The 26,888-nt window shown below is 73.3% G+C and carries 27 protein-coding genes; 4 read left to right on the forward strand and 23 right to left on the reverse strand.

Annotated elements, in window-relative coordinates; all coding sequences use genetic code 11:
- Window position 1 precedes the first annotated feature (1 nt).
- The 6 genes from FGI33_RS06360 to FGI33_RS06385 all read right to left on the reverse strand — a co-directional run bounded on the left by FGI33_RS06360 (window position 2) and on the right by FGI33_RS06385 (window position 6,186).
- Entirely contained in the window at window positions 2–1,042 is a 1,041-nt protein-coding gene (locus tag FGI33_RS06360; RefSeq protein WP_119456372.1) for a phosphatidate cytidylyltransferase, read from the reverse strand.
- On the reverse strand, window positions 1,043–1,561 hold the full coding sequence (frr, locus tag FGI33_RS06365) for a ribosome recycling factor (RefSeq protein ID WP_045929184.1): 519 nt from the start codon (window positions 1,559–1,561) through the stop codon (window positions 1,043–1,045).
- A 153-nt stretch (window positions 1,562–1,714) separates the two neighbouring features.
- The gene (gene pyrH, locus FGI33_RS06370; protein ID WP_119434797.1) at window positions 1,715–2,431 is read right to left on the reverse strand and encodes a UMP kinase; all 717 of its coding nucleotides are present in this window, start codon (window positions 2,429–2,431) and stop codon (window positions 1,715–1,717) included.
- Window positions 2,432–2,586: 155 nt separating this feature from the next.
- Window positions 2,587–3,414, reverse strand: coding sequence for a translation elongation factor Ts (gene tsf, locus FGI33_RS06375; RefSeq protein ID WP_119402517.1), 828 nt, complete (start codon window positions 3,412–3,414; stop codon window positions 2,587–2,589).
- A 110-nt stretch (window positions 3,415–3,524) separates the two neighbouring features.
- Complete coding sequence (rpsB, locus tag FGI33_RS06380; protein ID WP_119434798.1) at window positions 3,525–4,472, reverse strand: 30S ribosomal protein S2; 948 nt, start codon at window positions 4,470–4,472, stop codon at window positions 3,525–3,527.
- 238 nt (window positions 4,473–4,710) lie between these two features.
- Window positions 4,711–6,186 (reverse strand): sugar porter family MFS transporter, encoded by a 1,476-nt coding sequence (locus tag FGI33_RS06385; RefSeq protein ID WP_182478393.1) that lies wholly within the window; start codon window positions 6,184–6,186, stop codon window positions 4,711–4,713.
- 99 nt (window positions 6,187–6,285) lie between these two features.
- Between FGI33_RS06385 and FGI33_RS06390 the strand changes: the two genes are divergently transcribed.
- Window positions 6,286–6,837 carry a murein hydrolase activator EnvC family protein gene (locus FGI33_RS06390; RefSeq protein WP_237582407.1) on the forward strand — a complete coding sequence of 184 codons (552 nt, stop codon included), beginning with the start codon at window positions 6,286–6,288 and terminating at the stop codon, window positions 6,835–6,837.
- 85 nt (window positions 6,838–6,922) lie between these two features.
- Here FGI33_RS06390 and FGI33_RS06395 read toward each other — a convergent pair whose 3' ends face one another.
- The 9 genes from FGI33_RS06395 to FGI33_RS06435 form a co-directional block, all read right to left on the reverse strand.
- Entirely contained in the window at window positions 6,923–7,900 is a 978-nt protein-coding gene (locus FGI33_RS06395) for a tyrosine recombinase XerC (protein ID WP_119435412.1), read from the reverse strand.
- Between the two features lie 226 nt (window positions 7,901–8,126).
- The gene (dprA, locus tag FGI33_RS06400; RefSeq protein WP_237582408.1) at window positions 8,127–9,431 is read right to left on the reverse strand and encodes a DNA-processing protein DprA; all 1,305 of its coding nucleotides are present in this window, start codon (window positions 9,429–9,431) and stop codon (window positions 8,127–8,129) included.
- Window positions 9,432–9,619: 188 nt separating this feature from the next.
- A complete protein-coding gene (locus tag FGI33_RS06405) occupies window positions 9,620–11,176 on the reverse strand; it encodes a YifB family Mg chelatase-like AAA ATPase (RefSeq protein ID WP_119457232.1) in 1,557 nt (518 codons plus the stop codon).
- A complete protein-coding gene (locus FGI33_RS06410) occupies window positions 11,176–11,532 on the reverse strand; it encodes a YraN family protein (protein ID WP_119434836.1) in 357 nt (118 codons plus the stop codon). The genes FGI33_RS06405 and FGI33_RS06410 overlap by 1 nt, the downstream gene beginning before the upstream one ends.
- 110 nt (window positions 11,533–11,642) lie before the next feature.
- On the reverse strand, window positions 11,643–11,966 hold the full coding sequence (locus tag FGI33_RS06415) for a DUF2469 domain-containing protein (RefSeq protein ID WP_015490062.1): 324 nt from the start codon (window positions 11,964–11,966) through the stop codon (window positions 11,643–11,645).
- 108 nt (window positions 11,967–12,074) lie between these two features.
- A complete protein-coding gene (locus tag FGI33_RS06420; RefSeq protein WP_119434835.1) occupies window positions 12,075–12,734 on the reverse strand; it encodes a ribonuclease HII in 660 nt (219 codons plus the stop codon).
- The gene (gene lepB, locus FGI33_RS06425) at window positions 12,734–13,486 is read right to left on the reverse strand and encodes a signal peptidase I (protein WP_119401728.1); all 753 of its coding nucleotides are present in this window, start codon (window positions 13,484–13,486) and stop codon (window positions 12,734–12,736) included. Before lepB ends, FGI33_RS06420 begins: the two co-directional genes overlap by 1 nt.
- A gap of 66 nt (window positions 13,487–13,552) precedes the next feature.
- Window positions 13,553–13,897: a 50S ribosomal protein L19 gene (gene rplS / locus FGI33_RS06430; protein ID WP_012298189.1), complete on the reverse strand. Its 345-nt coding sequence runs from the start codon at window positions 13,895–13,897 to the stop codon at window positions 13,553–13,555.
- 171 nt (window positions 13,898–14,068) lie between these two features.
- Complete coding sequence (locus tag FGI33_RS06435; RefSeq protein WP_119434834.1) at window positions 14,069–14,560, reverse strand: hypothetical protein; 492 nt, start codon at window positions 14,558–14,560, stop codon at window positions 14,069–14,071.
- A 70-nt stretch (window positions 14,561–14,630) separates the two neighbouring features.
- Here FGI33_RS06435 and map point away from each other — a divergent pair, with 70 nt between their 5' ends.
- Window positions 14,631–15,398, forward strand: coding sequence for a type I methionyl aminopeptidase (gene map / locus FGI33_RS06440; protein WP_119434833.1), 768 nt, complete (start codon window positions 14,631–14,633; stop codon window positions 15,396–15,398).
- Between the two features lie 28 nt (window positions 15,399–15,426).
- On the opposite strand, the gene trmD is transcribed toward map, so the two are convergent.
- Genes trmD through rpsP form a run of 4 tightly spaced genes read right to left on the reverse strand, consistent with a single transcriptional unit; the run spans window position 15,427 to window position 17,375 of the window.
- The gene (gene trmD, locus FGI33_RS06445; RefSeq protein ID WP_119401731.1) at window positions 15,427–16,113 is read right to left on the reverse strand and encodes a tRNA (guanosine(37)-N1)-methyltransferase TrmD; all 687 of its coding nucleotides are present in this window, start codon (window positions 16,111–16,113) and stop codon (window positions 15,427–15,429) included.
- 1 nt (window position 16,114) lies between these two features.
- A complete protein-coding gene (gene rimM / locus FGI33_RS06450) occupies window positions 16,115–16,744 on the reverse strand; it encodes a ribosome maturation factor RimM (RefSeq protein ID WP_119435043.1) in 630 nt (209 codons plus the stop codon).
- Window positions 16,722–16,958 (reverse strand): RNA-binding protein, encoded by a 237-nt coding sequence (locus FGI33_RS06455; protein ID WP_012038054.1) that lies wholly within the window; start codon window positions 16,956–16,958, stop codon window positions 16,722–16,724. Before FGI33_RS06455 ends, rimM begins: the two co-directional genes overlap by 23 nt.
- A 3-nt stretch (window positions 16,959–16,961) precedes the next feature.
- Window positions 16,962–17,375 (reverse strand): 30S ribosomal protein S16, encoded by a 414-nt coding sequence (rpsP, locus tag FGI33_RS06460; protein WP_015490055.1) that lies wholly within the window; start codon window positions 17,373–17,375, stop codon window positions 16,962–16,964.
- A 273-nt stretch (window positions 17,376–17,648) separates the two neighbouring features.
- Between rpsP and FGI33_RS06465 the strand changes: the two genes are divergently transcribed.
- Entirely contained in the window at window positions 17,649–18,782 is a 1,134-nt protein-coding gene (locus FGI33_RS06465; RefSeq protein WP_182478396.1) for a glutamate--cysteine ligase, read from the forward strand.
- A 19-nt stretch (window positions 18,783–18,801) separates the two neighbouring features.
- Window positions 18,802–19,995, forward strand: coding sequence for a MarP family serine protease (locus tag FGI33_RS06470; protein WP_237582409.1), 1,194 nt, complete (start codon window positions 18,802–18,804; stop codon window positions 19,993–19,995).
- Between the two features lie 10 nt (window positions 19,996–20,005).
- Here FGI33_RS06470 and FGI33_RS06475 read toward each other — a convergent pair whose 3' ends face one another.
- The 4 genes from FGI33_RS06475 to FGI33_RS06490 form a co-directional block, all read right to left on the reverse strand.
- Window positions 20,006–20,383, reverse strand: a complete 378-nt coding sequence (locus FGI33_RS06475) for a VOC family protein (RefSeq protein ID WP_119434993.1) — start codon at window positions 20,381–20,383, stop codon at window positions 20,006–20,008.
- Between the two features lie 145 nt (window positions 20,384–20,528).
- On the reverse strand, window positions 20,529–22,100 hold the full coding sequence (gene ffh, locus FGI33_RS06480; protein WP_119434994.1) for a signal recognition particle protein: 1,572 nt from the start codon (window positions 22,098–22,100) through the stop codon (window positions 20,529–20,531).
- Window positions 22,101–22,150: 50 nt separating this feature from the next.
- Window positions 22,151–23,026, reverse strand: a complete 876-nt coding sequence (ftsY, locus tag FGI33_RS06485) for a signal recognition particle-docking protein FtsY (protein WP_119402582.1) — start codon at window positions 23,024–23,026, stop codon at window positions 22,151–22,153.
- 20 nt (window positions 23,027–23,046) lie between these two features.
- On the reverse strand, window positions 23,047–26,757 hold the full coding sequence (locus FGI33_RS06490; protein WP_237582410.1) for an AAA family ATPase: 3,711 nt from the start codon (window positions 26,755–26,757) through the stop codon (window positions 23,047–23,049).
- Between the last annotated feature and the right edge of the window lie 131 nt (window positions 26,758–26,888).

Below are 26,888 nucleotides of genomic sequence, written 5' to 3' on the forward strand. Positions count from 1 at the left end.
CCTACGAGGAAGCGCCCGTGACGATGAGGAACAGCGCATAGGCCACCGCGGCCGACGGCAGCACCGAGTCGAGGCGGTCGAGGAACCCCCCGTGGCCCGGCAGCCAGGAGCTGATGTCCTTGACGCCGAGGTCGCGCTTGATCAGCGACTCGGCCAGGTCGCCGAGCGTCGCGGTCACGACGATCACGAGGCCGAGCACGATCCCGAACCACCACTCCTGCTGGATCATGAACAGCGAGAGCAGGATGCCGGCGAGCACCGCGGCGACTACCGCGCCGGCGAAGCCCTCCCACGTCTTCTTGGGGCTGATGGTGGGCGCCATGGGGTGCTTGCCGAAGTTGAGCCCGGCGACGTAGGCGCCCGTGTCGGAGCACACCACGAGGATGAGGAACGCGAGGGTCCACCACTCCCCGCCGTCGCCCGCGGTGAGCAGCACGGCGAACGATCCGAGGAGCCCGACGTAGGCGAGCAGGAAGACGCTCGAGCCGACGTCGCCGACGAGCGCGCGCACCGGGGTACGCCGGGCGGGCACGGCCTGCTCCACGACTCGCCAGAGCGCGACGAAGGCCATGGCACCGAGGAGCCCCAGCCACTGCCCGTCCGGCCGGCCGTAGTAGGTGATGGGCACGAGCGCGACGACGGCGATGACCGAGCCCACGCGCGGGACGCGGCGGCCCGCCTGGCGCAGCGCCGTCGCGAGCTCGTACGCCGTGAACGCCACCAGGGCGACGGCGATGAGCAGGAACAGCTGCTTGACGACGACGAGGCTGACGAGCACGACCCCGCCGAGCAGGAGTCCCACCGTGACGGCGAAGAGGAGGTTGCGTCCCGTCCGCGCGTTGATGCGGTCGTTCGTCGCCTCGAGCGATGCGCGCGTCGCCCGGACCTGCGCGGTCAGGTCGGCCCGGGTCGCCTGCACCTGCGCCTCGAACTCGGCGCGCGTCACGCGGCCGCGGTGCCGGCGGATCCGCGGAGCGCCGTCGGGGCCCGACGCGGGCGGCACGACGGGCGCCCGCTCGACGGGATCCTCGGGGCTGGCCACCTAGACCTCGAGGAGTTCGGTCTCTTTGCGCTTCAGCGCGTCGTCGACCTGGTCGGTGTGCGTCTTGGTGAGGGCCTCGAGCTCCTTCTCGCCGCGCGCCACCTCGTCGTCGCCGACCTCGCCCTTGAGCGCGTCCAGCTCGTCCTTGGAGCGACGGCGGATGTTGCGGACGCTGACGCGACCCTCCTCCGCCTTGCCGCGGACGATCTTGACGAACTCCTTGCGGCGGTCCTCCGTGAGCTCCGGGAGCGTGAGGCGGACCATCTCGCCGTCGTTGCCGACGGTGGCGCTCAGGTTCGGGACGTTGACGAGGGCCTTCTCGATCTCCTTGAGGGCCGTCTTGTCGTAGGGCGTCACGATGAGCGTGCGCGCCTCGGGGTTGTTCATGCTCGCGAGCTGGCCGAGCGGCGTGGGGCTGCCGTAGTACTCGACCATGACCTTCTGGAAGAGGGCGGGGTTCGCGCGGCCCGTGCGGACGCTCCCGAAGTCCTCCTTCACCGCCTCGACGGCCTTGCCCATCCGGTCTCGGGCATCTGCGAGGACTTCGGCGACGGTCACGGGATCTCCTTCGGTAGCGCGGGCGCGGTGGGCGCCCGGTCGATCTTAACGCGGATGGGGAGGCGCTCCTGCCGCGACGCGGCCCGTCGGGGGCCGGCGACGGAGCGCCCGTCGTCAGTTGGAGACGATGGTGCCGATGCGCTCGCCCCGGATGGCGCGGGTGACGTTGCCGCCCGGCTCCATGCCGAAGACGACCATCTTCATGTCGTTGTCCATGCAGAGGCTGAAGGCGGTCGAGTCGACGACCTTGAGGCCGCGCTGCAGGGCGTCCTGGTACGTGACGGTGTCGAGGAGCGTGGCCGACGGGTCCGTGCGGGGGTCGCCGGTGTAGACGCCGTCGACGCCGTTCTTGGCGACGAGCACCTCGGTGGCGGAGATCTCGAGGGCGCGCTGCGCGGCGACCGTGTCGGTCGAGAAGTAGGGCAGGCCGGCGCCGGCGCCGAAGATGACGATGCGGCCCTTCTCGAGGTGGCGCACGGCGCGGCGCGGGATGTACGGCTCGGCGACCTGCGTCATGGAGATGGCCGACTGTACGCGCGTGGCGGCGCCGGCCTGCTCGAGGAAGTCCTGCAGGGCGAGGGCGTTCATCACGGTGCCGAGCATGCCCATGTAGTCCGCGCGGCCGCGGTCCATGCCGCGCTGCGACAGCTGCGCGCCGCGGAAGAAGTTGCCGCCGCCGACCACGATCGCGACCTCGACGGTCTTCGCGGCCTCGGCGATCTCGCGGGCGAGGGCGCTGACGACGTCCGGGTCGACGCCCATCTGGCCGCCGCCGAAGGACTCCCCGGAGAGCTTGAGGAGGACGCGGCGGGTGGTGGTCTGATCGGTCATGGTGGTGTTCCCGTCCTCGCGTTCCGGTCGCCGGATCCGGCCCCGGTCCAATCTACTGTGACGCCCGGCGGGGGCGGCGGCGCCTCGCGGCCGCCCTCCCCGGACATGGAGAAGGGAGCCCGGGTCGCATGCGACCCGGGCTCCCCGTGGTGGTGCTAGGCGCCGACCTTGAAGCGGGCGAAGCCCGTGACCGTGAGGCCAGCGGCCTCGACGACCTTCTTGACGGACTGCTTGTTGTCCTTCGCGTAGTCCTGCTCGAGGAGCGCGACCTGCTTGAAGTAGCCGGTGAGGCGACCCTCGATGATCTTCGGCAGGGCGGCCTCGGGCTTGCCCTCGTTGCGCGAGATCTCGGTGACGATCGCGCGCTCGGCCTCGACCTTGTCCGCCGGGACGTCCTCGCGGGCAAGGTACTCCGGGTTGGCGAACGCGATGTGCTGGGCGATGCTGCGGGCCGTCTCCGCGTCCGTGCCGGTGTAGTCGACGACGACGCCGACCTGGGGCGGGAGGTCCTTCGACGTGCGGTGGAGGTAGATCTCCTGGTGCTCGCCCGAGAGGCGGGCGACGCGGCGCAGCGCGATCTTCTCGCCGAGGATCGCGGCCTGGTCGCTGATCAGCTGGTCGACGGTCTGCTCGCCGGCGGGGGCCTGGAGGGCCTCCTCGACGGTGGACGCGCCGGCCGCGACGACGGCGGCGAGGACGGACTCGGACAGCGCGATGAACTTGTCGTTCTTCGCGACGAAGTCGGTCTCGCACGCGAGCTCGATGAGGGTGGCGGCGCCGTCCTCCTCGGTCGCGGCGACGAGGCCCTCGGCGGTGGAGCGGTCGCCGCGCTTGGCGTTGCCCTTCTGGCCCTTGAGGCGCAGGATCTCGATGGCCTTCTCGATGTCGCCGTCGGCCTCGACCAGCGCGTTCTTGCTGTCCATCATGCCGGCGCCGAGGCGGTCGCGCAGCTCCTTGACGTCAGCGGCAGTGAAGTTCGCCATGCTCATGGACTCCTTCTGTAGGTGATGATCCGGGGGTCTCCCGGTGGTGAGTGCCCGACGGGCGGGCGCGGAACCCGCGCCCGCCCGTCGGGATGGTGCGTGTGGTCGGACTACTCGGAGACCGGAGCCTTCTCGGCGTCGGTCGCCTCGGCCTCGATCTTCGCCTCAGTGGCGTCGTCGGACTCGGGGGCGTGCACGGGCGCGGCGACCTCGTCATCGGACTTCGCCTCGTTCTTGGCGGAGACCTCGGCGTCGACGTCGTTCTCCTCGACGGGCAGCGCGGCCTTCGCGGCGTCGCCCTGCTCGAGCAGCTCGCGCTCCCAGTCGGCCAGCGGCTCGGCGGGGGCGGAGCCCTCGGCGTCGGGCTTCTGGTGGCGCTGGATGAGGCCCTCGGCGGCGGCGTCGGCGATGATGCGCGTCAGCAGCGCGACGGAGCGGATCGCGTCGTCGTTCCCGGGGATCGGGTACTGGACCTCGTCGGGGTCGCAGTTGGTGTCGAGGATGCCGATGACGGGGATGCCGAGCTTGCGCGCCTCGTCGATCGCGAGGTGCTCCTTCTTGGTGTCCACGACCCACATCGCCGACGGCGTCTTGGTGAGGTTGCGGATGCCGCCGAGGCTCTTCTCCAGCTTGTCGCGCTCGCGACGCTGGATGAGCAGCTCCTTCTTGGTGAAGCCGCGCGTCGTGTCGTCGAAGTCGACGAGGTCGAGCTCCTTGAGGCGGTTGAGGCGCTTGTGGACCGTCTGGAAGTTGGTCAGCAGACCACCCAGCCAGCGCTGGTTCACGTAGGGCTGGCCGACGCGCTGCGCCTGCTCGGCGATGGACTCCTGCGCCTGCTTCTTGGTGCCGACGAAGAGGATGGTGCCGCCGTGGGCGACCGTCTCCTTGACGAAGTCGTACGCCTTGTCGATGAGGGCCAGCGACTGCTGCAGGTCGATGATGTAGATGCCGGAGCGCTCGGTGAAGATGAAGCGCTTCATCTTCGGGTTCCAGCGCGTCTTCGGGTGACCGAAGTGGACGCCGCAGTCGAGCAGCTGGCGGATGGTGACGACGGCCATGGCCGTACTCCTGTTCCGGCGCGCGCTGTCGCGGCGCGCCTCGTCGGTTCGCTCGGCGGTCGGGACGACCGCTGATCCTGGTGCCCGGCGCGCATCCGCTCCTTCGGCGACAGGGATCATCGCCACGAGGAGACCGAGTGGATGCGGCGGCCTGATGGGCACGCGTAGTCACCCGACCTGGATCGGATGCTGCTCGATGGTACCACCCGCCGGACGACCGGCGGGGCGGCGCGGCGGATCAGGCGCGCGCGGCGTCCTTGCGCTTCTTGGGCTTGTCGACGAAGAGCGTCTCGGCCTCCTCGAGCGACATGCCGTTCGTCTCCGGGATCTTCGTGAGGACGAAGACGAAGGACAGCGCGGCGAAGGCGGCGTACATGCCGTAGGTGAAGGGCAGCGAGAAGGCGGACAGCGCCGGGAACGACACGGTGATGGCGAAGTTCGCGATCCACTGGGCCATGGCGGCGACGCCGAGGGCCTTGGCGCGGATCCGGTTCGGGAAGATCTCGCCGAGCAGCACCCAGACGAGCGGGCCCCACGACGCGCCGAAGCCGATGACGAAGACGTTGGCCGCGATGATCGCGATGACGCCGAAGGGCTGCGGCAGGGCGACCTCGCCGTCGACGGTCGAGGACTGGCTGAAGCAGATCGCCATCACGGCGAGGGAGACGGCCATGGCGAGCGAGCCGGACAGGAGGATCGGGCGCCGGCCGATGCGGTCGACGAGCGCGATGGCGATGAAGGTGACGGCGACGTTCGTGACCGCGGTGATGACCGAGGTGAGCAGCGACTGCGACTCGTCGAAGCCGACGGCCTGCCAGAGCGTCGTGGAGTAGTAGAAGATCACGTTGATGCCGACGAACTGCTGGAACACGGACAGGATGATGCCGATCCAGACGATGCCCTGGAGGCCGAACTTCCTCCCGCGGAGCGTGCCGGTGCGCTTGGCGACGCGGTCCTCCTCGATCTGGCGCTCGAGGTCGCGGCTCGCGCGGTCGATGTCCTCCTGCTTCCAGACGCTCGCGAGGATCTCCTGGGCCTCGTCCTTGCGGCCCTTCTCCACCAGGAAGCGCGGGGACTCGGGGAGGCGGTACGCGAGGAAGCCGTAGATCACGGCCGGGATCGCGCAGACGAGGAGCATCCAGCGCCAGGCCTCGAGCCCGAACCAGAACTCCTCCGACGCGCCGCCGGCGGCCCCGGCGAAGACGGCGTCCGAGAGGAGGGCGGTGAAGATGCCGAGCGTGATCGCGAGCTGCTGCAGCGACGCGAGGCGGCCGCGGAGGAGCTTCGGCGAGATCTCCGCGATGTACGCGGGGGCGACGACCGAGGCGATGCCGATCCCGAGACCGCCGATGACGCGCCAGATGGTGAGGTCCCAGACGCTGAAGGCGTAGCCCGAGCCGAAGGCGCTGATGAAGAAGAAGCCCGCGCCGATGATCATCGTCCAGCGACGGCCGATGCGGTCGGCGATGCGGCCCGCGAGGTAGGCGCCGAGCGCGCAGCCGAGCAGCGCGCTGGCGACCGCGAAGCCGATGAGCGTCTCGCTCAGCTCGAAGCGGCCCTGGATCGCGGAGACCGCGCCGTTGATGACCGAGGAGTCGAACCCGAAGAGGAAGCCCCCCACCGCGGCCGAGACGGCCAGGCCGATCGCGCGTCGCTGGAGCTTCTTGTCATCCCGGGGGGTCGTCGTCTCGTTCACAACGGACAACTCTGCCACTTCTCCGACGGGGCGGGCACCCGGCGGCGCTGCGACGCCGCAGGGGGCATGATGCGGCCGACCGGGGGCCGGGACGCGTCCGCCGGGGAGGGAGGGCGCATGCGCGGCGGGGACGGGCGAAGGAGGGCGGGCGCGGCGGCGCTCGCGGTGGCGCTGCTCGTCGGCGTGACGGCGTCGTCCATGCCGGGGCGGGCCGCGGCGGATGCGGTGCCCGCGGAGGATCGCCCTGCGGCGACGGCGCGGTGGCAATGGCCGGTCGACCCGCCCCACACGGTCACGCGGCCGTTCCAGGCTCCGACCACCGAGTACGGGCCCGGCCACCGCGGCATCGACATCGCGGTCGCGCCGGGCGCCGAGGTCCGCGCTCCCGCCGACGGGACCGTCTCCTTCGCCGGCGTGGTCGTCGACCGCCCGGTCGTGAGCATCCGGCGCGCGGACGGGCTCGTGTCGTCCGTCGAGCCGGTCGTGCCGCTGGTCGCCGCGGGCGACGCCGTCGTCGCCGGGCAGGTCGTCGGCACGCTCGCGGCGTCGCCACGCCACGAGCCCGAAGGCGGGCTGCACCTCGGGGCGCGCCTGCACGGCGAGTACGTGGATCCGGCGCTCCTGCTCGCCGCCCTGCAGCACGCGGTGCTGCTGCCGCTGGATCCGTGACACCGGGCGCGGCCATCGGCGCCGCGGGGACGGTCCTGCGCTCCCGCATCCTGGTCGGGCCGCTGCCGCGCCCGATGGACGCGGGTCAGGCGCGCGGGTGCGCGCCCTCGTAGCTGCGCCGCAGCCGCTCGATCGAGACGTGCGTGTAGATCTGCGTCGTCCCGAGGCTCGCGTGACCGAGCATCTCCTGCACGGTGCGGAGGTCGGCTCCCCCGTCGAGCAGGTGGGTCGCCGCCGTGTGCCGGAGGGCGTGCGGTCCCTGCGGCCCCGACCCCGGGATGTCCGCCAGCAGCGAGGCGACGAGGCCGTAGACCGCGCGGGATCCCAGCCGCCCTCCGCGCGCGCCCAGGAACAGCGCCGTCCCGGTCCGCGGGGTGACGAGAGCCGGACGGGCGCGGGAGACGTAGGAGTCGAGCGACTCGGCCGCGGGGACGCCGAACGGCACGACGCGCTCGCGGTCGCCCTTGCCGATCACGCGCACGGTGAGTCGGGACGCGTCGACGTCGCCGAGGTCGAGCCCCGTGAGCTCGGACACCCGGAGGGCGGAGGCGTAGAGCAGCTCGATGACGGCGAGGTCCCGGAGCGCCGCGGGGTCGTCCTGCGCCGCACGCGTCCCCAGGCCCGCGAGGAGGCCGGACATCTGCTCACGCGCCAGCACCCGAGGGAGATGCGATCCCGCCCGCGGCGCCTTCAGCCGCACGGCGGGATCGGCGTCGACACGACCCGTGCGCGCGAGCCACGCTCCGAACCCCCGCACGGCCGCCGATCGCCGCGCCAGCGTCGCGGGAGCGAGCCGGGCCTGCGACCCCCGCCAGAGCCAGTCGCGCAGCACCTCCAGGTCGAGGCCGGAGGACGTCGTGATGCCCTGTCGTGCGGCGTGCGCCGCGAGGTCGCGGAGGTCCGCGGAGTACGCCCGCACGGTGTGCGCTGAGCTCCCCCGCTCCCGATCCAGGGAGGTCCCGAAGGCGACGACGTCCACCTCGAGCCCGGTGGCACCCCGTGCGGCGCTCGGAGGCTGCGAGCGCCCGGCCCCGCGCTCGACGCGGCCATCGCCGACCCGCACCTCGTCCATCCCGGAAGGCTACGTGGACCCGCACCCGGTTCGCGCCGGCGCGCGGATGGGGATGGGACGGGACAGCGAAGGGAACGGCCGGGACAGGACGCGCGGGGCCGTCGGACTCGGACCGATGGACCGGGCCGGCTGCGCTCATCGGGCTGCGGCGCTGCATCCTCCGACGGCGCGCGCTCCCCCCGGCGGACCGAGACGGCATCTCCGCCGCCGAGGCGCGTCACCGGGATCCCGCTCGCCGCACCCAGCCGCCGTCCGGCCGGGCGACCTGCCCCTCGAGCTCGAGCATGCCCAGCACGGACGACGTCTCGGCGACGCCGAGGCCCGCTCGCGCCGCGATGTCGGCGGTGTCGCGGCCTCGCCGGACGGCGAGGGCGTCGAGCACGCGCACGACGCGCGGATCGGACCGCCCGGCAGCAGCCCGGTCGCCCACGCCAGCCGTGCCGGGACCGGCATCGCCCGGCCCCGCCCGGAGGGCCGCTTCCCGAGGATCCGTCTCCTGGACGCGCGATCGCGCTCCGACCCCGACCGGCAGGAGCTCCATCACGTCGTCAGCGGAGGTGATGCAGACCGCCTGGGACTCGCGGAGCAGACGGTGGCACCCCGACGACGACGCGCTCGTCACCGGACCCGGGACGGCGCCGAGCGGCCGCTCCAGCGCGAGCGCGTGGTTGGCCGTGTTCAGCGACCCGCTGCGCGCGCCGGCCTCGACCACGACGGTGGCCGCGCTGACCGCCGCGATGAGGCGGTTGCGCAGGAGGAACCGCCACCGGGTCGGGGACGCCCCGCAGGGTAGCTCCGACACCACGGCACCGTCACGACGCATCCGGGCGAAGAGGTCCGCGTGGCCGGACGGGTAGAGGCGGTCGACCCCGCCTGCGAGGAACGCGACCGTCCGCCCCGCGGATCCGATGGCCGCGCGATGCGCCGCCCCGTCGATGCCGTAGGCGCCGCCCGAGACCACCGTCACGCCGCGGTCGACGAGGCCCGCCGACAGCTCGGCCGTGACGTGCTCGCCGTAGCCCGTCGCGGCGCGTGCTCCGACGATGGCCACGGACCCCGTGAGCGCCGCGATCGCGTCCGGCGCTCCCGTGCACCACAGGACGAGCGGCGCATGCGGTCCCAGGTCGTCCGCGCCGACCGGCCACCGCGGATCCCCCGGCACCAGCACGTGCGCGCCCACCGCGCGAGCGGCGTGGAGCCGGGCCAGCGCCTCCGCCCGCACCACGCGAGGCCGCCAACGCTCGAGCGCGCCGTCGACCTCGCCGACGAGCGCGGCGCGGCCGTCCTCCTGCAGGTCGAGTCCCGCCTCGAGCATGGCCCCGACGACGGTCTCGGCCGAGCAGCCGTCGACCACGGCGGCCAGGGCAGCGCACGCACCCAGGACGCCGATGACCGCTCCCGCGACGCGATCGCCGGGCTCGGCGATGCCGGACCACGTGCAGCGCGCCGCGACCTCCTCCGTGTCCGCATCGACCGCCCCCTGACCCGACCATCCGGGATGGGGGCGGAGCGGGGCGACCATCTCGTCCAGTTCGCGCGCGGTCAATCCGAGGCGGGCGACGGAGCGCGCACGTGCCGAGTCCGGTCCTCAGACGAAGCTGCGACGGGCGTCAGCGGTTCGTGGACGGCGTCCGTCGGAGGACGGCGTGGTGCGCTCCGTGTCCTCGGGTGCGGCATTCGCGTCCTCGACCCCGCCTCCCTGCTCGGCGATCACGATGCGCCTCGCAGGAGAAGCGCCCGGCCCAGGTGGTCGGCGTCGGGGCTCGACGCGCCCTCCAGGTCCGCGAGCGTCCACCCGAGCCGCAGGACCCGGTCGTAGCCGCGCATGGTGAGCAGCCCGCGATCCAGCGCGCGGTCGAGGGAAGCCGTCGCTCCTCGCGCGATGCGCGCCTCGCGCCGGAGCCAGGTGCCGGAGACGTGGGCGTTGGTGCGCCACGGCGTCATCGCCCATCGCTCCGCCGCGGCCGCTCGAGCCGCCGCGACGCGCACCCGGGCCGTGGCCGTCGTGACGCGGGGTGCGTCTCCTGCGGCCAGGTGCACGGCCGTCGTGACCCGGCGGACGCCGAGCCGGATGTCCATGCGGTCCATGAGGGGTCCGGAGAGGCGCGCGAGGTAGCGCCGCCGCGCCTGGGGCGGGCACGAGCAGTCGGCTCCGACCACGCCGTACGACCCGCACGGGCAGGGGTTGGCCGCCATGACCAGCTGGAACCGTCCCGGGTAGTGGGCGACCCCGTTCGCCCGGTGGATGCTGATGACACCCGACTCGAGCGGTTGCCGCAGGCAGTCGAGCACCGCGCCGGCGAACTCCGGTGCCTCGTCGAGGAAGAGCACTCCCCCGCTGGCGCGCACGGCGGCCCCCGGACGGATGCGCCCGCTGCCGCCCCCGACGATGCCCGCGGCGCTCGCCGTGTGGTGCGGCGCCTCCAGGGGCGGCCGCACGGGCAGCTCGGGGCCCAGCCGCTCTCCGCACAGCGAGCGGATGCAGCCGACCTCCAGCGCGGCCTCCTCGTCGAGGTCCGGCAGGAGACCGGGCAGCCGCTGCGCGAGCATGGTCTTCCCCGCGCCGGGCGGACCGAGCAGGAACATGTGGTGCCCGCCCGCCGCGGCGACTACGAGCGCCTCCACGGCCTCCTCGTTGCCGACGACGTCGCCGAGGCAGGGCTCCGCCGCCTCCCGGCCGCCCAGGACCTGCGTCGAGGCCGACCCCGCCGCCGCGACAGGCCGAGCGTCGTCCTCCTCCGGCTCCGGCTCGAGCTCGGCGCCGTGGTGGATCGCCGCGTCCCGCAGCCCCGCCACGGCGATGACACGCACGTCGGGCACGAGGGAGGCCTCGTCCGCGTGGCAGCGCGGCACCATGACCCGGCGGACGCCCGCACGACGCGCGGCGAGCACCGCGGGCAGGATGCCGTGCGTCGGACGCAGCCGCCCGTCGAGTCCCAGCTCGCCGAGGTGGACCGTGCCGGCCACGGACTCGGCCGACACCGACCCGCCCGCCGCGAGGACCGCCAGGGCGATCGCGAGGTCGAAGCCGGAGCCGTGCTTCGGCAGCACGGCCGGCGATAGGTTGACGGTGACCCGGCGGACCGGGAACTCGCACCCCGCGTTGCCGGTCGCGGCGCGGACCCGCTCGCGGGCCTGGCTCAGCGCGGCGTCCGGCAGGCCGATGAGGACGAATCCGGGGAGCTGGCTCGTGATGTCCGCCTCCACGTCGACGAGGGCCCCGTCGAGGCCCGAGAGGGCGACGGCGAGCGTGCGACCGACGGCCATCAGCAGGCGCTCCGCACGACCTCGACGGACGGCCGCCCGCCCGGAGGCCAGACCACGCCCACGACGTCGATCCGCACGGGCCCGCGCCGCTCCGGATGCGCCTGGCACCAGAGGCCGGCGAGGACCCGCAGTCGCGCGGCCTTGGAGCGCGTGACCGCCTCCAGCGGATGCCCGTAGCCGAGCCCCGCGCGCGTCTTGACCTCCACGAGCACGGTCGTGCCCGCGTGGGTCATCACGAGGTCGATCTCACCCTCCCGGCACCGCCAGTTGCGCTCGACGAGCTCGTAGCCGCGCCCGATCAGATGCCGTGCCGCGAGATCCTCGCCGCGTCGTCCCAGGTCCTGCTCGCGTGTCATGCGCACCTCCGCGAGGAGCATGCGCGACGGCGGCGTCACGCGTCACCGCCCGCGGCCGTGCCGTGCGGTGGATGCCGCGCGGGCGCCTGGGGAGGGATCCCGTCGGAGCCCTACTCGTCGATGGCGAGCTCCTTGGGGAGCTCGAACTCCTTCGCCGACAGCTCCTCGACGTTCACGTCCTTGAAGGTGAGCACGCGGACGGACTTCACGAACCGGTCCGAGCGGTAGACGTCCCAGACCCACACGTCCGTCATGGTCAGCTCGAAGTAGAAGTCGTGCTCCGTGTCGCGCCGCACGAGATCGACCTCGTTGGCGAGGTAGAAGCGCCGCTCGGTCTCGACCACGTACTTGAACTGGGACACGATGTCCCGGTACTCCCGGTAGAGCGCGAGCTCCACCTCGCGGTCGTAGTCCTCGAACTCGTCGTCATCCATGGTCCGTCGATCCTAACCGCCCCCGCGACCGCCGCCGTCCGGCCGGGCATCCGCCGGGCCACCCGCGACCCGACGCGCACGCGGGATGCCGCGGTGGCGGGACGGGCGTCACGAGCCCGGCGTCTCCAGCACGCCGGTGAGCCAGCTGCGCCGGTGGATCCGGGACGCCCCGCTCGCCCGGATGGCGTCGAGGTGGGCCGGGCTGCCGTAGCCCTTGTTCCCGGCCCAGCCGTACTCGGGCGACTCCTCGTGCCAGGCCGCCATCAGGCGGTCGCGGTGCACCTTGGCGAGCACGGACGCCGCGGCGACCGACGCGCAGTCGCGGTCGGCCTTGACCCGGAGCCGGATCGGCACCGGATGGGCGAGCGCGGGCGTGAGCCAGTCGTGCGACCCGTCGAGGAGCACGACGCTGTCGAGGAGCGGCACGCCGAGGTGGTGGAGCTCGACGAGCGCGCGCCGCCCGGCGAGGCCGAGGCAGGCCGTGATCCCGAGCGCGTCCACCTCCTGGGCGGACGCCATGCCGATCGCGGAGTGCCGCACCCAGGCCGACACCTCGGGGTGCAGCGCCTCACGGCGCTTCTCGCTGAGCATCTTCGAGTCGCGAAGGCCCGCCGGGAACGCCCCGGCGTCGTGGCCGAGGGCCGCCATGCCCACCGCGACGGGCCCGGCGAGGGCGCCGCGCCCCACCTCGTCGCAGCCGATGACGAGCGCCGCGCCCGCGCCGAGGAGCTCCCGCTCCAGCTCCAGGGTCGGATCCGCGACCGGCATCAGCCGGCGGGGACCGCGTCGGGCACGTCGCCGAACGTCTCGGGGTGGTCGCTGAGGATCGACCAGCGGTCGATGGGCCAGGTGATGACGAACGCGCGGCCGACCACGTGGTCGATCGGCACGAAGCCGTGCGTGGGGCCGGTGACGTTGTACCGGGAGTCCGCGGAGTTGCCGCGGTTGTCGCCCATGACCCAGAGCGAGTCGGCGGGGACGGTGACGTCGAACGGGTCGTCGGAGGCGCGCGTGTCGCCGGGGACGAGCTTCAGGTACGGCTCGTCGAGCGGGACGTCGTTGACGCTCATCTGGCCGAGGGAGTTGCAGCAGACGACGTGGTCGCCCGGCAGCCCGATGAGCCGCTTGATGAGGTGGTCGTTGCTGTCCGACGCGGACAGCCCCACCGTGGTGAGGGCCCAGTCCACCGCCGCGGCGAGCGGCGGCTTGTCGACCTCGGGCGACGGCGTGAGCCAGCCGCCCGGATCGCGGAACACGACCACGTCCCCGCGCTCGAGCGGCATGAGCCGCGGCGTGAGCTGGTTCACCACGATGCGGTCGTTGATCTGCAGCGTGTCCTCCATGGAGGACGACGGGATGTAGAACGACCGGATCAGGAACGCCTTGATCAGGATGGAGACGAGGAGGGCCACCACGAAGATGACGAGGACGTCCCGCAGGAACGTCTTCCATCCGCGCGACCCGCCGCCGCTGTGCCTGCCCGAGGATCTCGTCTCCACGGGCGCCGTGCTGTCTGTCATTTAACCGCCTGAGCTCCCGGCAAGCATATGCGCCGGGAGCTCAGTGGGATGACAGGTGGGGAGGCTCTAGGAGCGCTTCTCCTTGATCTTCGCCTTCTTGCCGCGCAGGTCGCGCAGGAAGTACAGCTTGGCGCGGCGCACGTCGCCGCGCGTCACGACCTCGATGTGGTCGATGACCGGGGAGTGCACCGGGAACGTGCGCTCCACGCCGACCTGGAAGCTGACCTTGCGGACGCAGAACGTCTCGCGGACGCCCTCGCCCTGACGGCCGATGACGATGCCCTGGAACACCTGGATGCGCGAGCGGCTGCCCTCGACGATGTTGACGTGGACCTTGACCGTGTCGCCGGCGCGGAAGTCGGGGATGTCCGACCGCAGCGACGCCTTGTCGACGGAATCGAGGATGTGCATGGTGTACCGCTCTCTGCAACCGCCACGGGTCGACTGCGCATCAATGTCTGGAAGGGGAACGGCCCGCATGAGTGGCCGACTCCCCCGTGGCAGGGTCGACGGCAGGCACTATCGCCCATTCTGTCACCTCGGGCGCGTCGAGCGCAAAGCGCGGCGCCCGCGGGAGGTGGATCAGTCCAGCCGGATGGTGCGCCCGGCGTCGGGGCCCTCGGCGGCCTTCCACTCGGGCGGACGCGGCTGCGCGTCGCGCTCGATGACCGCGATGACCTCCTGCATGCGCTGCCGCGTCTCCGCGAGCAGCTGCCTGACGGCCAGCGCGATGAGCGCGACGGCGGCGAGGACCGCCACGACGGCGCACCAGGTGCTCACGACCGAGTACGTGCCCGCGCCGATGACGGCGAGGGTCAGGACGCCCATCGCCACCGCGTCCGTCGGCGAGACGGCCCGCGACGTGCGGACGGAGCGCCGGGCGAGCACGAGGCCGAGGGCGGCGAGCAGCGCGATCCCCAGGGCGCCGGCCGCGATCATCACGAGGAGGAGCTCCCACCCGCCGGACCCGAAGGCCGCCCAGCCCACGAGGATCCAGGCGGGGAGCACGACGACCGCGGCGAGCTGCCAGCGGTAGAGCGCGCGGCGGAGGCCGAGGAGCGGGGACTGCTGCATGGGGAGATGGTACGGGCGGATCCTGGGCGCCACAGGGGCGCCGCAGCCCGGCTCCCGTAGGATCCTCCGCGTGATGGAACTGCGAACGCCCGCCGAGATGGACCAGATGCGACCCGCCGGGGAGTTCGTGGCCTCCGTGCTGACAGCCCTCGCCGCGCAGGCCGACGTGGGCGTCAACCTGCTCGACCTCGACCGCCAGGCGCACCGCATGATCCGCGAGCGCGGCGCCGAGTCCTGCTACATCGACTACCACCCGTCGTTCGGCGCCATGCCCTTCGGCAAGGTGCTCTGCACGTCCGTCAACGACGGCGTGCTGCACGGGCTCCCCCACGACTACCGCCTGCAGGACGGCGACCTCCTGAGCCTCGACTTCGCCGCTTCGGTCGACGGCTGGGTCAGCGACTCCGCCGTCAGCGTCATCGTGGGCACGCCGCGCGAGGAGGACGTCCGCCTCATCGAGGTGACGACCGCCGCCCTCGAGGCCGGGATCCGCGCCGCGCAGCCCGGCGGGCGCACGGGCGACATCTCGGCCGCCATCGGCGCCGTCGCGACCGAGGCCGGCTACTCGGTCAACACCGACTTCGGCGGCCACGGCGTCGGCCGCACCATGCACGGCGACCCGCACATCGCGAACCAGGGCCGGCCGAACCGCGGCGTGCCGCTGCGTCCCGGCCTCGTCATCGCGATCGAGCCGTGGTTCCTGCAGAGCACCGACGAGATCTTCACGGACAGGGACGGCTGGACGCTCCGGAGCGCCGACGGCTCGCGCGGCGCGCACATGGAGCACACCGTCGCGATCACCGAGTCCGGCCCGCTGATCCTCACCGCCCGCGCCTGACCCCCGGCGCGGGCGCCGCGGAGCCGGCCTACTCGGGCAGCAGGTCGGGGCGGACGCGCCGCGTGCGCTCGAGCTGCTGCTCGCGACGCCACGCCGCGATGGCGCCGTGGTTGCCGCTGCGCAGCACGTCGGGCACGGCGAGCCCGCGCCACTCGGGCGGCTTCGTGTAGCTGGGGTGCTCGAGCAGCCCGTCGGAGTGGCTCTCCTCCACGAGGCTCGCGGGATTGCCGACGACGCCCGGCACGAGTCGGCCGATGGCCTCGATCATCGCCATGACGGCGACCTCGCCGCCGTTCAGCACGTAGTCGCCGAGGCTCACCAGGCGGACCCGCGCGCGCGCGGCGGTGTGGTCGACGACGCGCTGGTCGATGCCCTCGTAGCGGCCGCAGCCGAAGGCGAGATGCGGCTCGGCGGACAGCTCCTGGGCCATGGCCTGCGTGAAGACCTCGCCCGCGGGCGACGGGAAGATGACGACCGGATCCGTCTCGTCGGCGAGCACCTCGTCCATGGCCTCGCCCCACGGCTCCGGCCGCATCACCATGCCGGCGCCTCCGCCGTACGGGGTGTCGTCGACCGTGCGGTGCCGGTCGTGCGTGAAGGCGCGCAGGTCGTGCACGCGGAGGTCGATGAGGCCGGACTGGCGCGCGCGACCGAGAAGGGAGATGTCGAGCACCCCGAAGAACTCGGGGAAGATCGAGACGATGTCGATCCGCATGTCAGCGGGCGTCGTCGCCCTCGGGGGCGGACTCGGGCGTCGCGGCCGCGGAGGGTGCCGGCTGCTCATCCGGGACGTCCTCGAAGAGGCCGAGCGGCGGCGTGACGACGAGCGTGCCGGCCTCCACGTCGACCGACGGGACGATGGCCTGCACGAAGGGCACGAGCACGGTGCCGGAGGGCGTGTCGACGTGCAGCAGGTCCTGCGCCGGGAAGTGGTCGACGAGGGAGACGGTGCCCACCTCGACGCCGTCGCGGAGGACCTTCAGGCCGACGAGCTGGTGGTCGTACCAGGCGTCGGGCTCGGCGGCCTCGTCGGCCGGCGGCGTCATCCAGAGGATGGCCTTGGCGAGCGACTCGGCGGCCGTGCGGTCGGCGACGCCCTCGAAGAACCCGACGGGGTGGCTGTTGTACCAGCGGAGCTCGGTGAGCGTGAGGGAGCGTCCGTGCCAGGGCGACGACTCGGGGACCTGCAGCGAGAACTCGGCGCCCGGGACAAACCGCTTGTCGGGGTCGTCCGTGAACAGCTCGAGCTTCACGGCGCCCTTGAGCCCGTGCGCCTTGGTCAGCCGGCCCACGCGGAACGCCGCGGGGTCACGGACGATGTCCTCAGGAATCGGTGTCCACCACATCGACGCGGACGCGCTGGCCGTCGGCGAGAGCCGAGACGAGCGTCCGGAGGGCCTTCGCGGTGCGACCCGCGCGGCCGATGACCCGGCCGAGGTCCTCGGGGTGCACGCGCACCTCGAGGACCTCGCCGCGGGGGGATCCCTTGCTCGTCACGGAGACGTCGTCCGGGTGCTCGACGATGCCCTTGACCAGATGAGCGAGCGCGGGAGCGAGCATGGGCTAGGCCTGCTCCTCGGTCGACTCGGCCTCGGGCGCGGCGGCCTCGGGCGCGGGTGCGGCCTTCTCGGTCTTGGGCTTCAGGACCGGCTTCTTCTTCTCGTCCGCGACGTAGGCGGGCTTCGCCTCGCGGGTGCGGACGGTGGAGACGGCGTCCTTGTCGCCCTTGAAGCGACCCCAGTCGCCGGTGAGCTTGAGGAGGGCCTCGACCTGCTCGGTGGGCTGGGCGCCCACGGAGAGCCAGTACTGCGCCCGCTCCGACTGGACCTCGATGAACGAGGGCTCCTCGGTGGGGTGGTACTTGCCGATCTCCTCGATGACGCGGCCGTCGCGCTTGGTGCGCGAGTCGGCGACGACGATGCGGTAGTACGGCGCGCGGATCTTGCCCAGGCGCTTCAGACGGATCTTGACAGCCACAATTCTCCTGAATTTCTTTCGTGTGGGGTGAACTGACGGCCGTGAGCGTGGGGGCACACTCGGCATTGGTTCGATGGGGTCTCGCGGCGCCTGATTAGAGGGTCGGACGATCGCGGACTCGACAGATCATTATGGCAGACGCCGGGCCGGGCCGGGACCCCATTCCTCGGCGCGCCGCACGGCGTCATCGCCCGGCCGCCCGCCGGGGTGCGTGGCATGATCGGACGACACCCGGCGCATGCGCCCCGAGACCCCGTGGACGGCAGGACCCGCATGCAGATCGACTTCGCCCACCGGCCCCCGTCCCGCGTCGGGATCGAGTGGGAGCTCGCGTGCGTCGACCGCGGCTCGGGCGAGCTCGCCGGCGTCGCACCGGAGATCCTCCGCTCCTTCCCTAACGATGACGCGCACCCGCACGTGACCGGGGAGTTCCTCACCAACACGGTCGAGGTCGTCAGCGCGCCGCACGCCCGCGTCGGGCACGCCGTGGACGACCTGGCGCGGCTCATCGAGCGGGTCGTGGACGTCGCGGATCCGCTCGGCATCGACCTCATGTGCGCGGGCACGCACCCCTTCAGCGCATGGCCCGACCAGGACGTCACGCCGGACAACGAGCGCTACGCGACGCTGCTCGACCGCACCAGGTGGTGGGGGCGGCAGATGATGATCTGGGGCGTGCACGTGCACGTCGGGATCGACGACGCGTCCAAGGCGCTCCCCATCCTCAACGCGCTGCTGGTGCACCTCCCCCGGTTCCAGGCGCTCAGCGCCTCGAGCCCGTTCTGGTCCGGGCAGGAGACGGGCTACGCGTCCAACCGGGCGCTGATGTTCCAGCAGCTGCCCACGGCAGGTCTCCCGCCGGAGCTCACCACGTGGGCCGACTACGAGCGGCTCGTCGCGGACATGACGCACGTCGGCGTCATCGACCACCACAGCGAGCTGCGCTGGGACATCCGGCCGGCGCCGAAGTGGGGCACGCTCGAGACCCGCGTGTTCGACGGCGTCTCCACCCTCGCGGAGATCGCGTCGCTCGCCGCGCTCGTGCAGTGCCTCGTGCACGACATGTCGGCCGCGCTCGACCGCGGCGAGGAGCTGCCGCGGATGCAGCCGTGGTTCGTGCGCGAGAACAAGTGGCGCGCGGCCCGCTACGGGATGGACGCCATCATCATCCAGGACGCCGCGGGCGACGAGGCCCTCGTCGGCGACGACACCCGGGCGCTCGTCGAGCGCCTCTCCCCCACCGCGGACGCGCTCGGCTGCGAGGCGGAGCTGCGCGGGATCCTCGACATCGTCGACCGCGGCGCGAGCTACCAGCGGCAGCTGCGGGTCGCCGAGGAGAACGACGGCGCGCTCGCCCCCGTCGTCACGCACCTCGTCGAGGAGCTGCGCTCAGGATTGGGCCGGTGACGCGGGGCAGACTGTGCAGGTGAGCCCCGTCGTCGACATCGTCATCCTCGTCGTCGCGGTGCTCGCGGCCGTCGCCGGCTGGCGTCGCGGGGCCATCGTCACGGTCGCCGGGCTCGCCGGCATCGTGCTCGGCGTGCTGCTCGCGCTCTGGATCACGCCGGCCTTCCTGGCGCTCCTCGACCAGTTCGGCGTCGCGACCGGGATCACCCGCACCCTCGCGGCAGCGCTCCTCATGCTCGTCACCACCTCGCTCGTGAGCGGGATCCTCGCGCAGGTCGCCAGCGTCCTCACGCGCCTGCTCCGCCCGCGCGGCGCCGCGCGCGGGCTCGACCGCGGCATCGGCGCCGTCGCGGGGCTCGCGGCCTGGGCCGTCTCGGTCTGGTTCATCGGCGGCTTCCTCGGATCCAGCGGCGTGATCCCCGCGGTGCAGCTCGCCTCGTCGTCGCGCATCCTCGCGACGCTCGACCGGGTCAGCCCCATCTCGAGCGGCACCGCCCTCTCCGCGCTCGACGACGCGCTGCACGACGTCGGCTACCCGCGCGTCTTCGCCAACGGCGAGGGGGCCATCGCCGACACGGCCGAGCCCGACGCGGACGTGCCCGACGCCGTGCGCCGCTCCGCCGCGAGCGTCGTGAAGGTGCTCTCCTCGGCGCCCGCCTGCGGCACCTCCTCCTCCGGCAGCGGCTGGGTCGTGCAGGGCGACCGCGTCGTGACGAACGCGCACGTCGTGACCGGGTCCGACCAGGTCTACGTGCAGCAGGGCGGGACCGGCCAGCTGCTCGAGGCGGACCTCGTGGTGTTCGACCCCGCGCGCGACGTCGCGATCCTCGCCGTGCCCGGCCTCACCGCGGCGCCGCTCGCGCTCGGCGACGAGCTGCGGGCGTCCGACGCGGCCGTCGTCGCCGGCTACCCGGGCGGCGGGCCGTACCAGGCGACCGGCGCGCGGATCCGCGAGGTGGTCGAGGCGCTCGGCACCGACATCCAGCACGAGCAGCCCGTCACGCGGGAGGTGTACTCCGTGCGCGGCACCGTCCGGCCCGGTGACTCCGGCGGCGCGCTGTTCGACGCGCAGGGTCGGGTGGTCGGCCTCGTCTTCGCGACCTCGACGATCGACTCGCAGACGGGCTACGCGATGACGCTCGACGAGATCGCGCCCGTGCTGCAGCAGGCCGGCGCGACGACCCCGGTGGACTCCGGGCGCTGCTCCGTCTGACGCCCGGGCGTCACCCGGCGACGACGGACAGCACGTTGCCGGCGGGATCCCGGAACCACGCGATGTCGGGACCGTTGCCGCGCATGACGCCGCGCGCGTCCGTGGGCATCCCCGCGAAGATCGCCGTCTCGACGCCGCGCGCGTTCAGCGCGACGACCGCCTCGTCGACGTCGTCGACCTGGAGGTTGAGGACCGTGAAGGTCGCGGGCTCGTGGCCGGGCTTCGGGTAGACGAGGACGCGGGCGCCGGATCCGGGCAGCACGAGCCGGAGCATGCCCATCTCGGGCACCTCCTCGACCTCGAGGCCGAGCGTGTCCCGGTAGAACGCGAGCGCGGCGGGGACGTCGTCGACGCTGAATCCGCTGAAGGCGGTGACGGGTGCGAACACGGGGAGCTCCTGACGCCGGGACCGCGACGGGGCGCCGCGATGCGCGGACCCAGGCTCGCACGTCCCCGCCCGCGCGTCGAGGCATGCGCGGACGGCGCCCTCCCGGTGGGGAGGGCGCCGTCGTGGATCGCGCGGGTCGGTCGGGTCAGCGACCGAGGAACTTCTGCAGCGAGGCGAGCTCCTCCTCGCTCGGGGCGCCGTTCGCGCCGCCCGCGGCCTTGCCCGCCAGGCCGAAGCCCGAGCCGGCCGGCGCCGTGGGGCCGCCGATGCGCTGGCCCGACGCGAGCGCCGCGTTCTCCTGTGCGCGCTTGGCCGGGTTGCCCGACTTCGAGCCCTTCTTCTTCTGCTGCACGGGCTTGCGGCTCGAGTGCGCGCCGGGCATCGGGCCCATGCCGGGGATCTGCGGCATGCCGCCGCGCGCGACCGTGCGCATCATCTTCGACGCCTGCTCGAAGCGCTGCACGAGGCCGTTGACGTCGGTGACGGTCATGCCGGATCCGCGGGCGATGCGCAGGCGGCGCGAGCCGTTGAGCAGCTTCGGGTTCTGGCGCTCGGCCTTCGTCATCGACTGGATGATCGCCTCGGTGCGGACGATCTCCTTCTCGTCGAAGTTCTCCAGCTGCTCCTTCATGGCGCCCATGCCGGGGAGCATGCCCATCATCTTCTTGATCGAGCCCTTGCCGCGGAGCTGCTGCATCTGCTTGAGGAAGTCGTCGAGCGTGAAGGTGTCGCTCGCGAGCTTCTGGGCGACCTCCATCGCCTCCTCCTCGTCGAAGGCCTGCTGGGCCTGCTCGATGAGGGTGAGGATGTCGCCGAGGTCGAGGATGCGGCTCGCCATGCGGTCGGGGTGGAAGGGCTCGAAGTCGTCGAGGCCCTCGCCCGTGGAGGCGAACATGATCGGGCGGCCGGTGACGGAGGCGACCGACAGGGCCGCTCCTCCGCGCGCGTCGCCGTCGAGCTTGGAGAGCACGACGCCCGTGAAGTCGACGCCGTCCTGGAACGCCTTCGCGGTCGCGACCGCGTCCTGGCCGATCATGGCGTCGATGACGAAGAGGACCTCGTCGGGGTCGGTGGCCTTGCGGATGTCCGCGGCCTGCTTCATCAGCTCCTGGTCGACGCCGAGGCGGCCGGCCGTGTCGATGATGACGACGCTGTACTGCTTGTCGACCGCGTGCTTCATCGCGTCCTTGGCGACGCGGACGGGGTTGCCCTTGCCGTTGCCGGGCTCGGGCGCGAAGACGGGGACGCCCGCCTGCTCGCCGACGACCTGCAGCTGCTGCACGGCGTTCGGGCGCTGGAGGTCGGCCGCGACGAGCATCGGCGTGTGGCCGTCCTTCGCGAGCCACTTGCCGAGCTTGCCCGCGAGGGTCGTCTTTCCCGCGCCCTGGAGGCCGGCGAGCATGATCACGGTCGGCGGCCTCTTGGCGAACTGGATGCGGCGCTGCTGGCCGCCGAGGATGCCGACGAGCTCCTCGTTGACGATCTGCACGACCTGCTGGGCGGGGTTCAGCGCCTGGCTGACCTCGCCGCCGAGCGCGCGCTCGCGGACGGACGCGGTGAACGCCTTGACGACGTCGAGCGCGACGTCGGCCTCGAGCAGCGCGCGGCGGATCTCGCGGACGGTGCCGTCGACGTCGGCGGCGCTGAGCTTGCCCTTGCCGCGCAGGTTCTTGAAGGTCTCGGCGAGGCGGTCCGAGAGTGTTCCGAAGGTAGCCATGGTGGATCCAGCTTAACCGGCGCGGGACGTCCCCCGAGCCGGCACCCGGGTCAGCCGACCAGGTTCTGCGCGAAGACGTGGGGCGTGAAGCCCGTGAGGTCGCCGATGCCCTCGCCCTGGCCGATGAGCTTGATGGGGATGCCCGTGCGCTCCTGCACGTTGAGGATGAAGCCGCCCTTGGCGGATCCGTCGAGCTTGGTGATGACCAGGCCCGTGACGCCGCCGTGCTCGATGAAGGCCTGCGCCTGCGCGAGCCCGTTCTGGCCGGTCGTCGCGTCGAGCACCAGCAGCACCTCGGCGATGGGCGACTGCTTCTCGACCACGCGGCGGATCTTCGACAGCTCGTCCATGAGGCCGCCCTTGGTGTGCAGGCGGCCGGCCGTGTCGATGATGACCATCTCCGTGCCCGTCCGCATGGCGTGCTCGACGGTCTGGAAGGCGACGCTCGCCGGATCCTGGCCGGGCTGCTGCGGGCGGACGATGTCGGCGCCGGCGCGGTCGGCCCACGTGGCGAGCTGGTCGACGGCGGCCGCGCGGAAGGTGTCCGCGGCGCCGACGACGACCGTGCGGCCGTAGTTGCGGAGGAACTTCGCGAACTTGCCGATGGTGGTGGTCTTGCCGACGCCGTTGACGCCGACCACGAGGATCACGGCGGGGCGGGCGCTGAGCTTCAGCGTCGGGTCGTGCTTGGCCAGGCGCTCCTCGATGCTCTCCCGGAGCATGCGCTGGAGGTCGCGCGGGTCGGTCGTGCGGTAGCGCTCGACCTTCTGGCGGAGGTCGTCGATGGTGGCCTCGGTGACGTCGGGGCCGAAGTCCGCGGTGATGAGCGCGGTCTCGAGGTCGTCCCACGTGGTCTCGTCGATCGTCGGCTTCGCGAACATCCCGCGGAGCGCGCCGGAGAGGGACCAGGGGGTGCGGGCTGCCATGTGCCCAGCGTAGCCGCGGGTCAGGAGGCGGCCTGCTCCTCGCGGGCGGGCTCGGGCGCGGGAGCGGCCACCGCGTCGGGTGCCGTCTCGGGGCGGGCGTCGCGGCTCACGCGCTGGCCGACGACCGCGCTCACGCCGTCCTGGCGCATCGAGACGCCGTAGAGCGCGTCGGCGATCTCCATCGTGCGCTTCTGGTGGGTGATCACGATGAGCTGCGACGTGTCGCGGAGCTGCTCGAGGATCGTGAGCAGGCGGCCGAGGTTGGCGTCGTCGAGGGCCGCCTCGACCTCGTCCATGATGTAGAACGGGCTCGGCCGGGCGGTGAAGATCGCGATGAGCAGGGCCACGGCCGCGAGCGAGCGCTCCCCGCCGGAGAGCAGCGACAGGCGCTCGATGCGCTTGCCCGCGGGGCGCACGCTGACCTCGATGCCCGTGGTGAGCAGCTGCTCGGGATCGGTGAGGTGGATGCTGCCCGTGCCGCCCGGGAAGAGGATCGGGAAGACGCGGTCGAACGCCGCCCGGGTGTCCTCGAACGCCGCCGCGAACACGCCCTGCATGGTGCGGTCGATGTCGTCGATGATCGTGAGCAGGTCCTTCCGGGTGGCCGTGAGGTCGGCGAGCTGCTCGGTGAGGAAGAGGTGGCGCTGCTCGAGCGCGGCGAACTCCTCGAGGGCGAGCGGGTTCACGCGGCCCAGCTGGGCGAGCTTCCGCTCGGCGACCTGCAGCCGGACACGCTGCTCCTCGCGGTCGAAGGGGCGGGTGGGGACGGGCGGGGCGTCCTCCGCGTCGTCGTCCCCGTCGGCGGGATCCGGGGCGGGGGCGTCGGAGGGCGCGTCGTCCTCGGGATCCGCGGCGGACCCGTCGGACTCCTCCTCCACGGCGGCGCGCGGGCGCTGCCGCGGCGGCAGCGCCGCCTCCTCGGGGACGGGCACGTCGGGTCCGTACTCGGCGACGAGCACCTCCTCCCCCAGGCCGAGCTCGCTCGCGGCGCGCGCGAGCAGCTGCGAGACCTGCAGGCGCTTCTCGTAGATCTGCAGCTCGAGGCCGTGCACGTCCTCGGTGATGCCGTGCAGGCGCGTGCGTAGCTCGGCCTCCTCGCGGCGGAGCGCCACCAGCTCGGCGTTGCGGCCGGCGCGGGCCTCCTCCGCGCGGGCGAGCACGAGACGCGCCTCCGCCGTGCTGCGGTCGGCGGCGCGCACGACGGCGGGGAGGGCGTCGGCGACCGACGCGGCGCGCGCGATCTGGCGGCGCCGGATCACCTGGCGGCGGGCGGCCTCCTCGGCGGCGGCGCGCTCCGCGGCGAGGCGGCGCTCGAGCGCGACCGTGCGCTCCTGCTCCGCGCGCACGCGCTCGCGGGCCGTCTCGACCTGGAGGCGCGCCTCGATCTCGGCCTCGCGCGCGGCCTCCCACTCGGCCACCAGCGCGTCCCGGCCGCTCGCGTCGAGCACGGGTCGGGGGCGGGAGCGCGCCTCGTCGAGGGCGCGGCGGGCGGCGTCGGAGGCGGCGACGGCCTCGTCGACGGAGGCGCTCGCGAGGTCGAGGCCGCGCTGCACGCGGGCGAGCTCGGCGGCGGCGGACTCGGCCTGGGCGCGCGAGCGGCTGAGGCGCTCGGCGTGCGCGGCGAGGCGCGCGTCGGCCTCGCGGAGGCCGCCGAGCGCGGCGGACGCGCGCTCGCGGGCGGCGCGGAGGCGCTCCCGGCCGGCCGCGAGGTCCACCTGGAGGTCGTCGATGCGGGCGCGGACGTCGGTCAGCGTGGTCGCGGCGGCCTCGCGCGCGGCGACGAGCTCGAGCTTGGAGCGGGTGGCGCCGGATCCGCCGCGCAGCACGTGCGCCGACACGACGTCGCCGCCGCGCGTGATCACGGTCGCCGGCGCGTCGGGTCCGGCCGCGAGCTCGACCGCCCGCGCGAGGTCGTCGACCACGACGACGCCCGCGAGGATCCGGCGCACGCCGTCGGGCGCGTCGACGACGGACGCGACGGGTACGGGTCCCGCGCCGTCGGTCGGCGAGGCCGCGGCCGGCGCGTCGGCGGATCCCGCGACGACCACCTCCACGCGCCCCAGGTCGTCGTCGACCGCGCGGCGGAGCGCGGCCACGGCGTCGTCGTGCGTCTCGGCGAGCACCGCGTCGGCCAGGGAGCCGAGGGCCGCGGCGACGGCGGCCTCGTAGCCGGGCTGCACGCGCACGTGCTCGGCGAGGAGGCCGCGGATGCCGGGAAGACCAGCGGCGACCAGGTCGCTGGATCCGTCGCGCTGGTCGAGCGCGCTCGCGAGGGCCTCGTCGCGCGCGGCCAGGGCGTCGCGCTCGCGCTCCTTGGCGTGCAGCTCCTCGCGCACGGCCTCGATCGCGGACTCCTCGCTCGCGACGTCGGCCTGCGCGTCCTCGTAGGCGCGGGTGAGCTCGGATCCGCCCTGCTCGTCGGCCTCGCCCTCCGCCTCGCCGCGCTCCCGCTCCGCCTCGGCCGCGGCCAGTCGGGCACGCGCCGCGTCGAGCGCGTTCTGCTGCCGGAGCACCTCGCCGCGCACGGCCGCGAGCCGGGATCCCGCGGTCTCCGCGCGCCCCGTCAGGCCCGCGATCTCGAGGTCGTACCGGGAGACGAGCGCGCTCTGGGCCTGGATCTCCTCGTCGAGCGCGTCGAGCGCCTGCCGGCCCGCCGCGGTCGCCTGGCGCGCGGCCGCCCAGCCCGCCTCGGCCTCGCCGATGAGCGTCACGAGGCGCGCGGCCTCGTCGCGGGACTCCTGCACCTGCGCCGGCGTGGTGCCGGTCGCGGCCTCGGGGGCGTCGTCGGCGGATCCGAGGAGCGCCAGCCGCTGCTGCGCGAGCGACAGGAGATTCCGCAGGCGCTCCTGCACCTGCTCCAGCGCGAACGCCGTGCGGCGGGCGCCGTCGACCTCGTCGCCCTCCTGCTCCTCGACGATGCGCTCGGAGCGGATGACCGCCCGGTCGAGCTTCTCCTGCAGCACCATCCGCTCGGTCGTACGCTCCTCCTCGGTGCGCGTGTGCTCCGCGAGCGCGCGCCGGAGGGTCACCACCTCGTCGGCGACGAGCCGCGCGCGGGCGTCGCGGACCACGGCCGCCACGGTCTGCGCCTGCCGCGCCACCTCCGCCTGCCGGCCGAGCGGCTTGAGCTGCCGGCGGATCTCCCCCGCCAGGTCGTTGAGGCGCGTCAGGTTCGCCTGCATCCCCTCGAGCTTGCGGAGGGTGCGCTCCTTGCGGCGCCGGTGCTTCAGGATGCCCGCGGCCTCCTCGATGAAGCCGCGCCGCTCCTCGGGCGTCGCGCGCAGGACGTTGTCGAGCCGGCCCTGCCCGACGATGACGTGCATCTCGCGGCCGAGCCCGGAGTCGCTCAGGAGCTCCTGCACGTCGAGGAGGCGGCAGGACGTGCCGTTGATCGCGTACTCGCTGCCGCCGTTGCGGAAGAGCGTGCGGCGGATCGCGACCTCGGTGTAGTCGATGGGCAGCGCGCCGTCGGCGTTGTCGATCGTGAGCGTGACCTCGGCGCGGCCGAGGGGCCCGCGCGTCGAGGTGCCGGCGAAGATGACGTCCTCCATCTTGCCGCCGCGGAGGGTCTTGGCGCCCTGCTCGCCCATCACCCAGGCGAGGGCGTCGACGACGTTCGACTTGCCGGATCCGTTGGGCCCGACGACGCAGGTCACCCCGGTCTCGAATTGGAACGTGGTCGGCTGCGCGAACGACTTGAACCCCTTGAGGGTCAGGCTCTTCAGGTGCACGCCCGCCGCCCTCCTCGCGTGATGGTCTCGATCACGGTACCGGACGCGCGGGCGGCCGCCGGGAGCCGCGCGCGGGAGGCCGGGCCCGTCGCGCGCCGATAGCGTGGTGGCGCGCCGGACCGCACCGCCCG

Origin of the sequence: Clavibacter phaseoli (genome assembly GCF_021922925.1) — a bacterium.
Taxonomy (GTDB): domain Bacteria; phylum Actinomycetota; class Actinomycetes; order Actinomycetales; family Microbacteriaceae; genus Clavibacter; species Clavibacter phaseoli.

Excerpts from the sequence above, each read along its gene's own strand:
- ffh (WP_119434994.1), bottom strand. The coding sequence starts at position 22,100 with ATGGCTACCTTCGGAACACTCTCGGACCGCCTCGCCGAGACCTTCAAG.
- FGI33_RS06415 (WP_015490062.1), bottom strand. The coding sequence starts at position 11,966 with ATGGATGACGACGAGTTCGAGGACTACGACCGCGAGGTGGAGCTCGCG.
- FGI33_RS06465 (WP_182478396.1), top strand. The coding sequence starts at position 17,649 with ATGCAGATCGACTTCGCCCACCGGCCCCCGTCCCGCGTCGGGATCGAG.
- FGI33_RS06405 (WP_119457232.1), bottom strand. The coding sequence starts at position 11,176 with ATGGCCGTCGGTCGCACGCTCGCCGTCGCCCTCTCGGGCCTCGACGGG.
- FGI33_RS06435 (WP_119434834.1), bottom strand. The coding sequence starts at position 14,560 with ATGCAGCAGTCCCCGCTCCTCGGCCTCCGCCGCGCGCTCTACCGCTGG.
- lepB (WP_119401728.1), bottom strand. The coding sequence starts at position 13,486 with ATGACAGACAGCACGGCGCCCGTGGAGACGAGATCCTCGGGCAGGCAC.
- FGI33_RS06455 (WP_012038054.1), bottom strand. The coding sequence starts at position 16,958 with ATGCTCGCTCCCGCGCTCGCTCATCTGGTCAAGGGCATCGTCGAGCAC.
- FGI33_RS06390 (WP_237582407.1), top strand. The coding sequence starts at position 6,286 with ATGCGCGGCGGGGACGGGCGAAGGAGGGCGGGCGCGGCGGCGCTCGCG.
- rplS (WP_012298189.1), bottom strand. The coding sequence starts at position 13,897 with ATGCACATCCTCGATTCCGTCGACAAGGCGTCGCTGCGGTCGGACATC.
- tsf (WP_119402517.1), bottom strand. The coding sequence starts at position 3,414 with ATGGCGAACTTCACTGCCGCTGACGTCAAGGAGCTGCGCGACCGCCTC.
- frr (WP_045929184.1), bottom strand. The coding sequence starts at position 1,561 with ATGGGCAAGGCCGTCGAGGCGGTGAAGGAGGACTTCGGGAGCGTCCGC.
- FGI33_RS06420 (WP_119434835.1), bottom strand. The coding sequence starts at position 12,734 with ATGCCGGTCGCGGATCCGACCCTGGAGCTGGAGCGGGAGCTCCTCGGC.
- rimM (WP_119435043.1), bottom strand. The coding sequence starts at position 16,744 with ATGTGGTGGACACCGATTCCTGAGGACATCGTCCGTGACCCCGCGGCG.
- trmD (WP_119401731.1), bottom strand. The coding sequence starts at position 16,113 with ATGCGGATCGACATCGTCTCGATCTTCCCCGAGTTCTTCGGGGTGCTC.
- FGI33_RS06410 (WP_119434836.1), bottom strand. The coding sequence starts at position 11,532 with ATGACACGCGAGCAGGACCTGGGACGACGCGGCGAGGATCTCGCGGCA.
- rpsB (WP_119434798.1), bottom strand. The coding sequence starts at position 4,472 with ATGGCCGTCGTCACCATCCGCCAGCTGCTCGACTGCGGCGTCCACTTC.
- dprA (WP_237582408.1), bottom strand. The coding sequence starts at position 9,431 with ATGGTCGCCCCGCTCCGCCCCCATCCCGGATGGTCGGGTCAGGGGGCG.
- ftsY (WP_119402582.1), bottom strand. The coding sequence starts at position 23,026 with ATGGCAGCCCGCACCCCCTGGTCCCTCTCCGGCGCGCTCCGCGGGATG.
- pyrH (WP_119434797.1), bottom strand. The coding sequence starts at position 2,431 with ATGACCGATCAGACCACCACCCGCCGCGTCCTCCTCAAGCTCTCCGGG.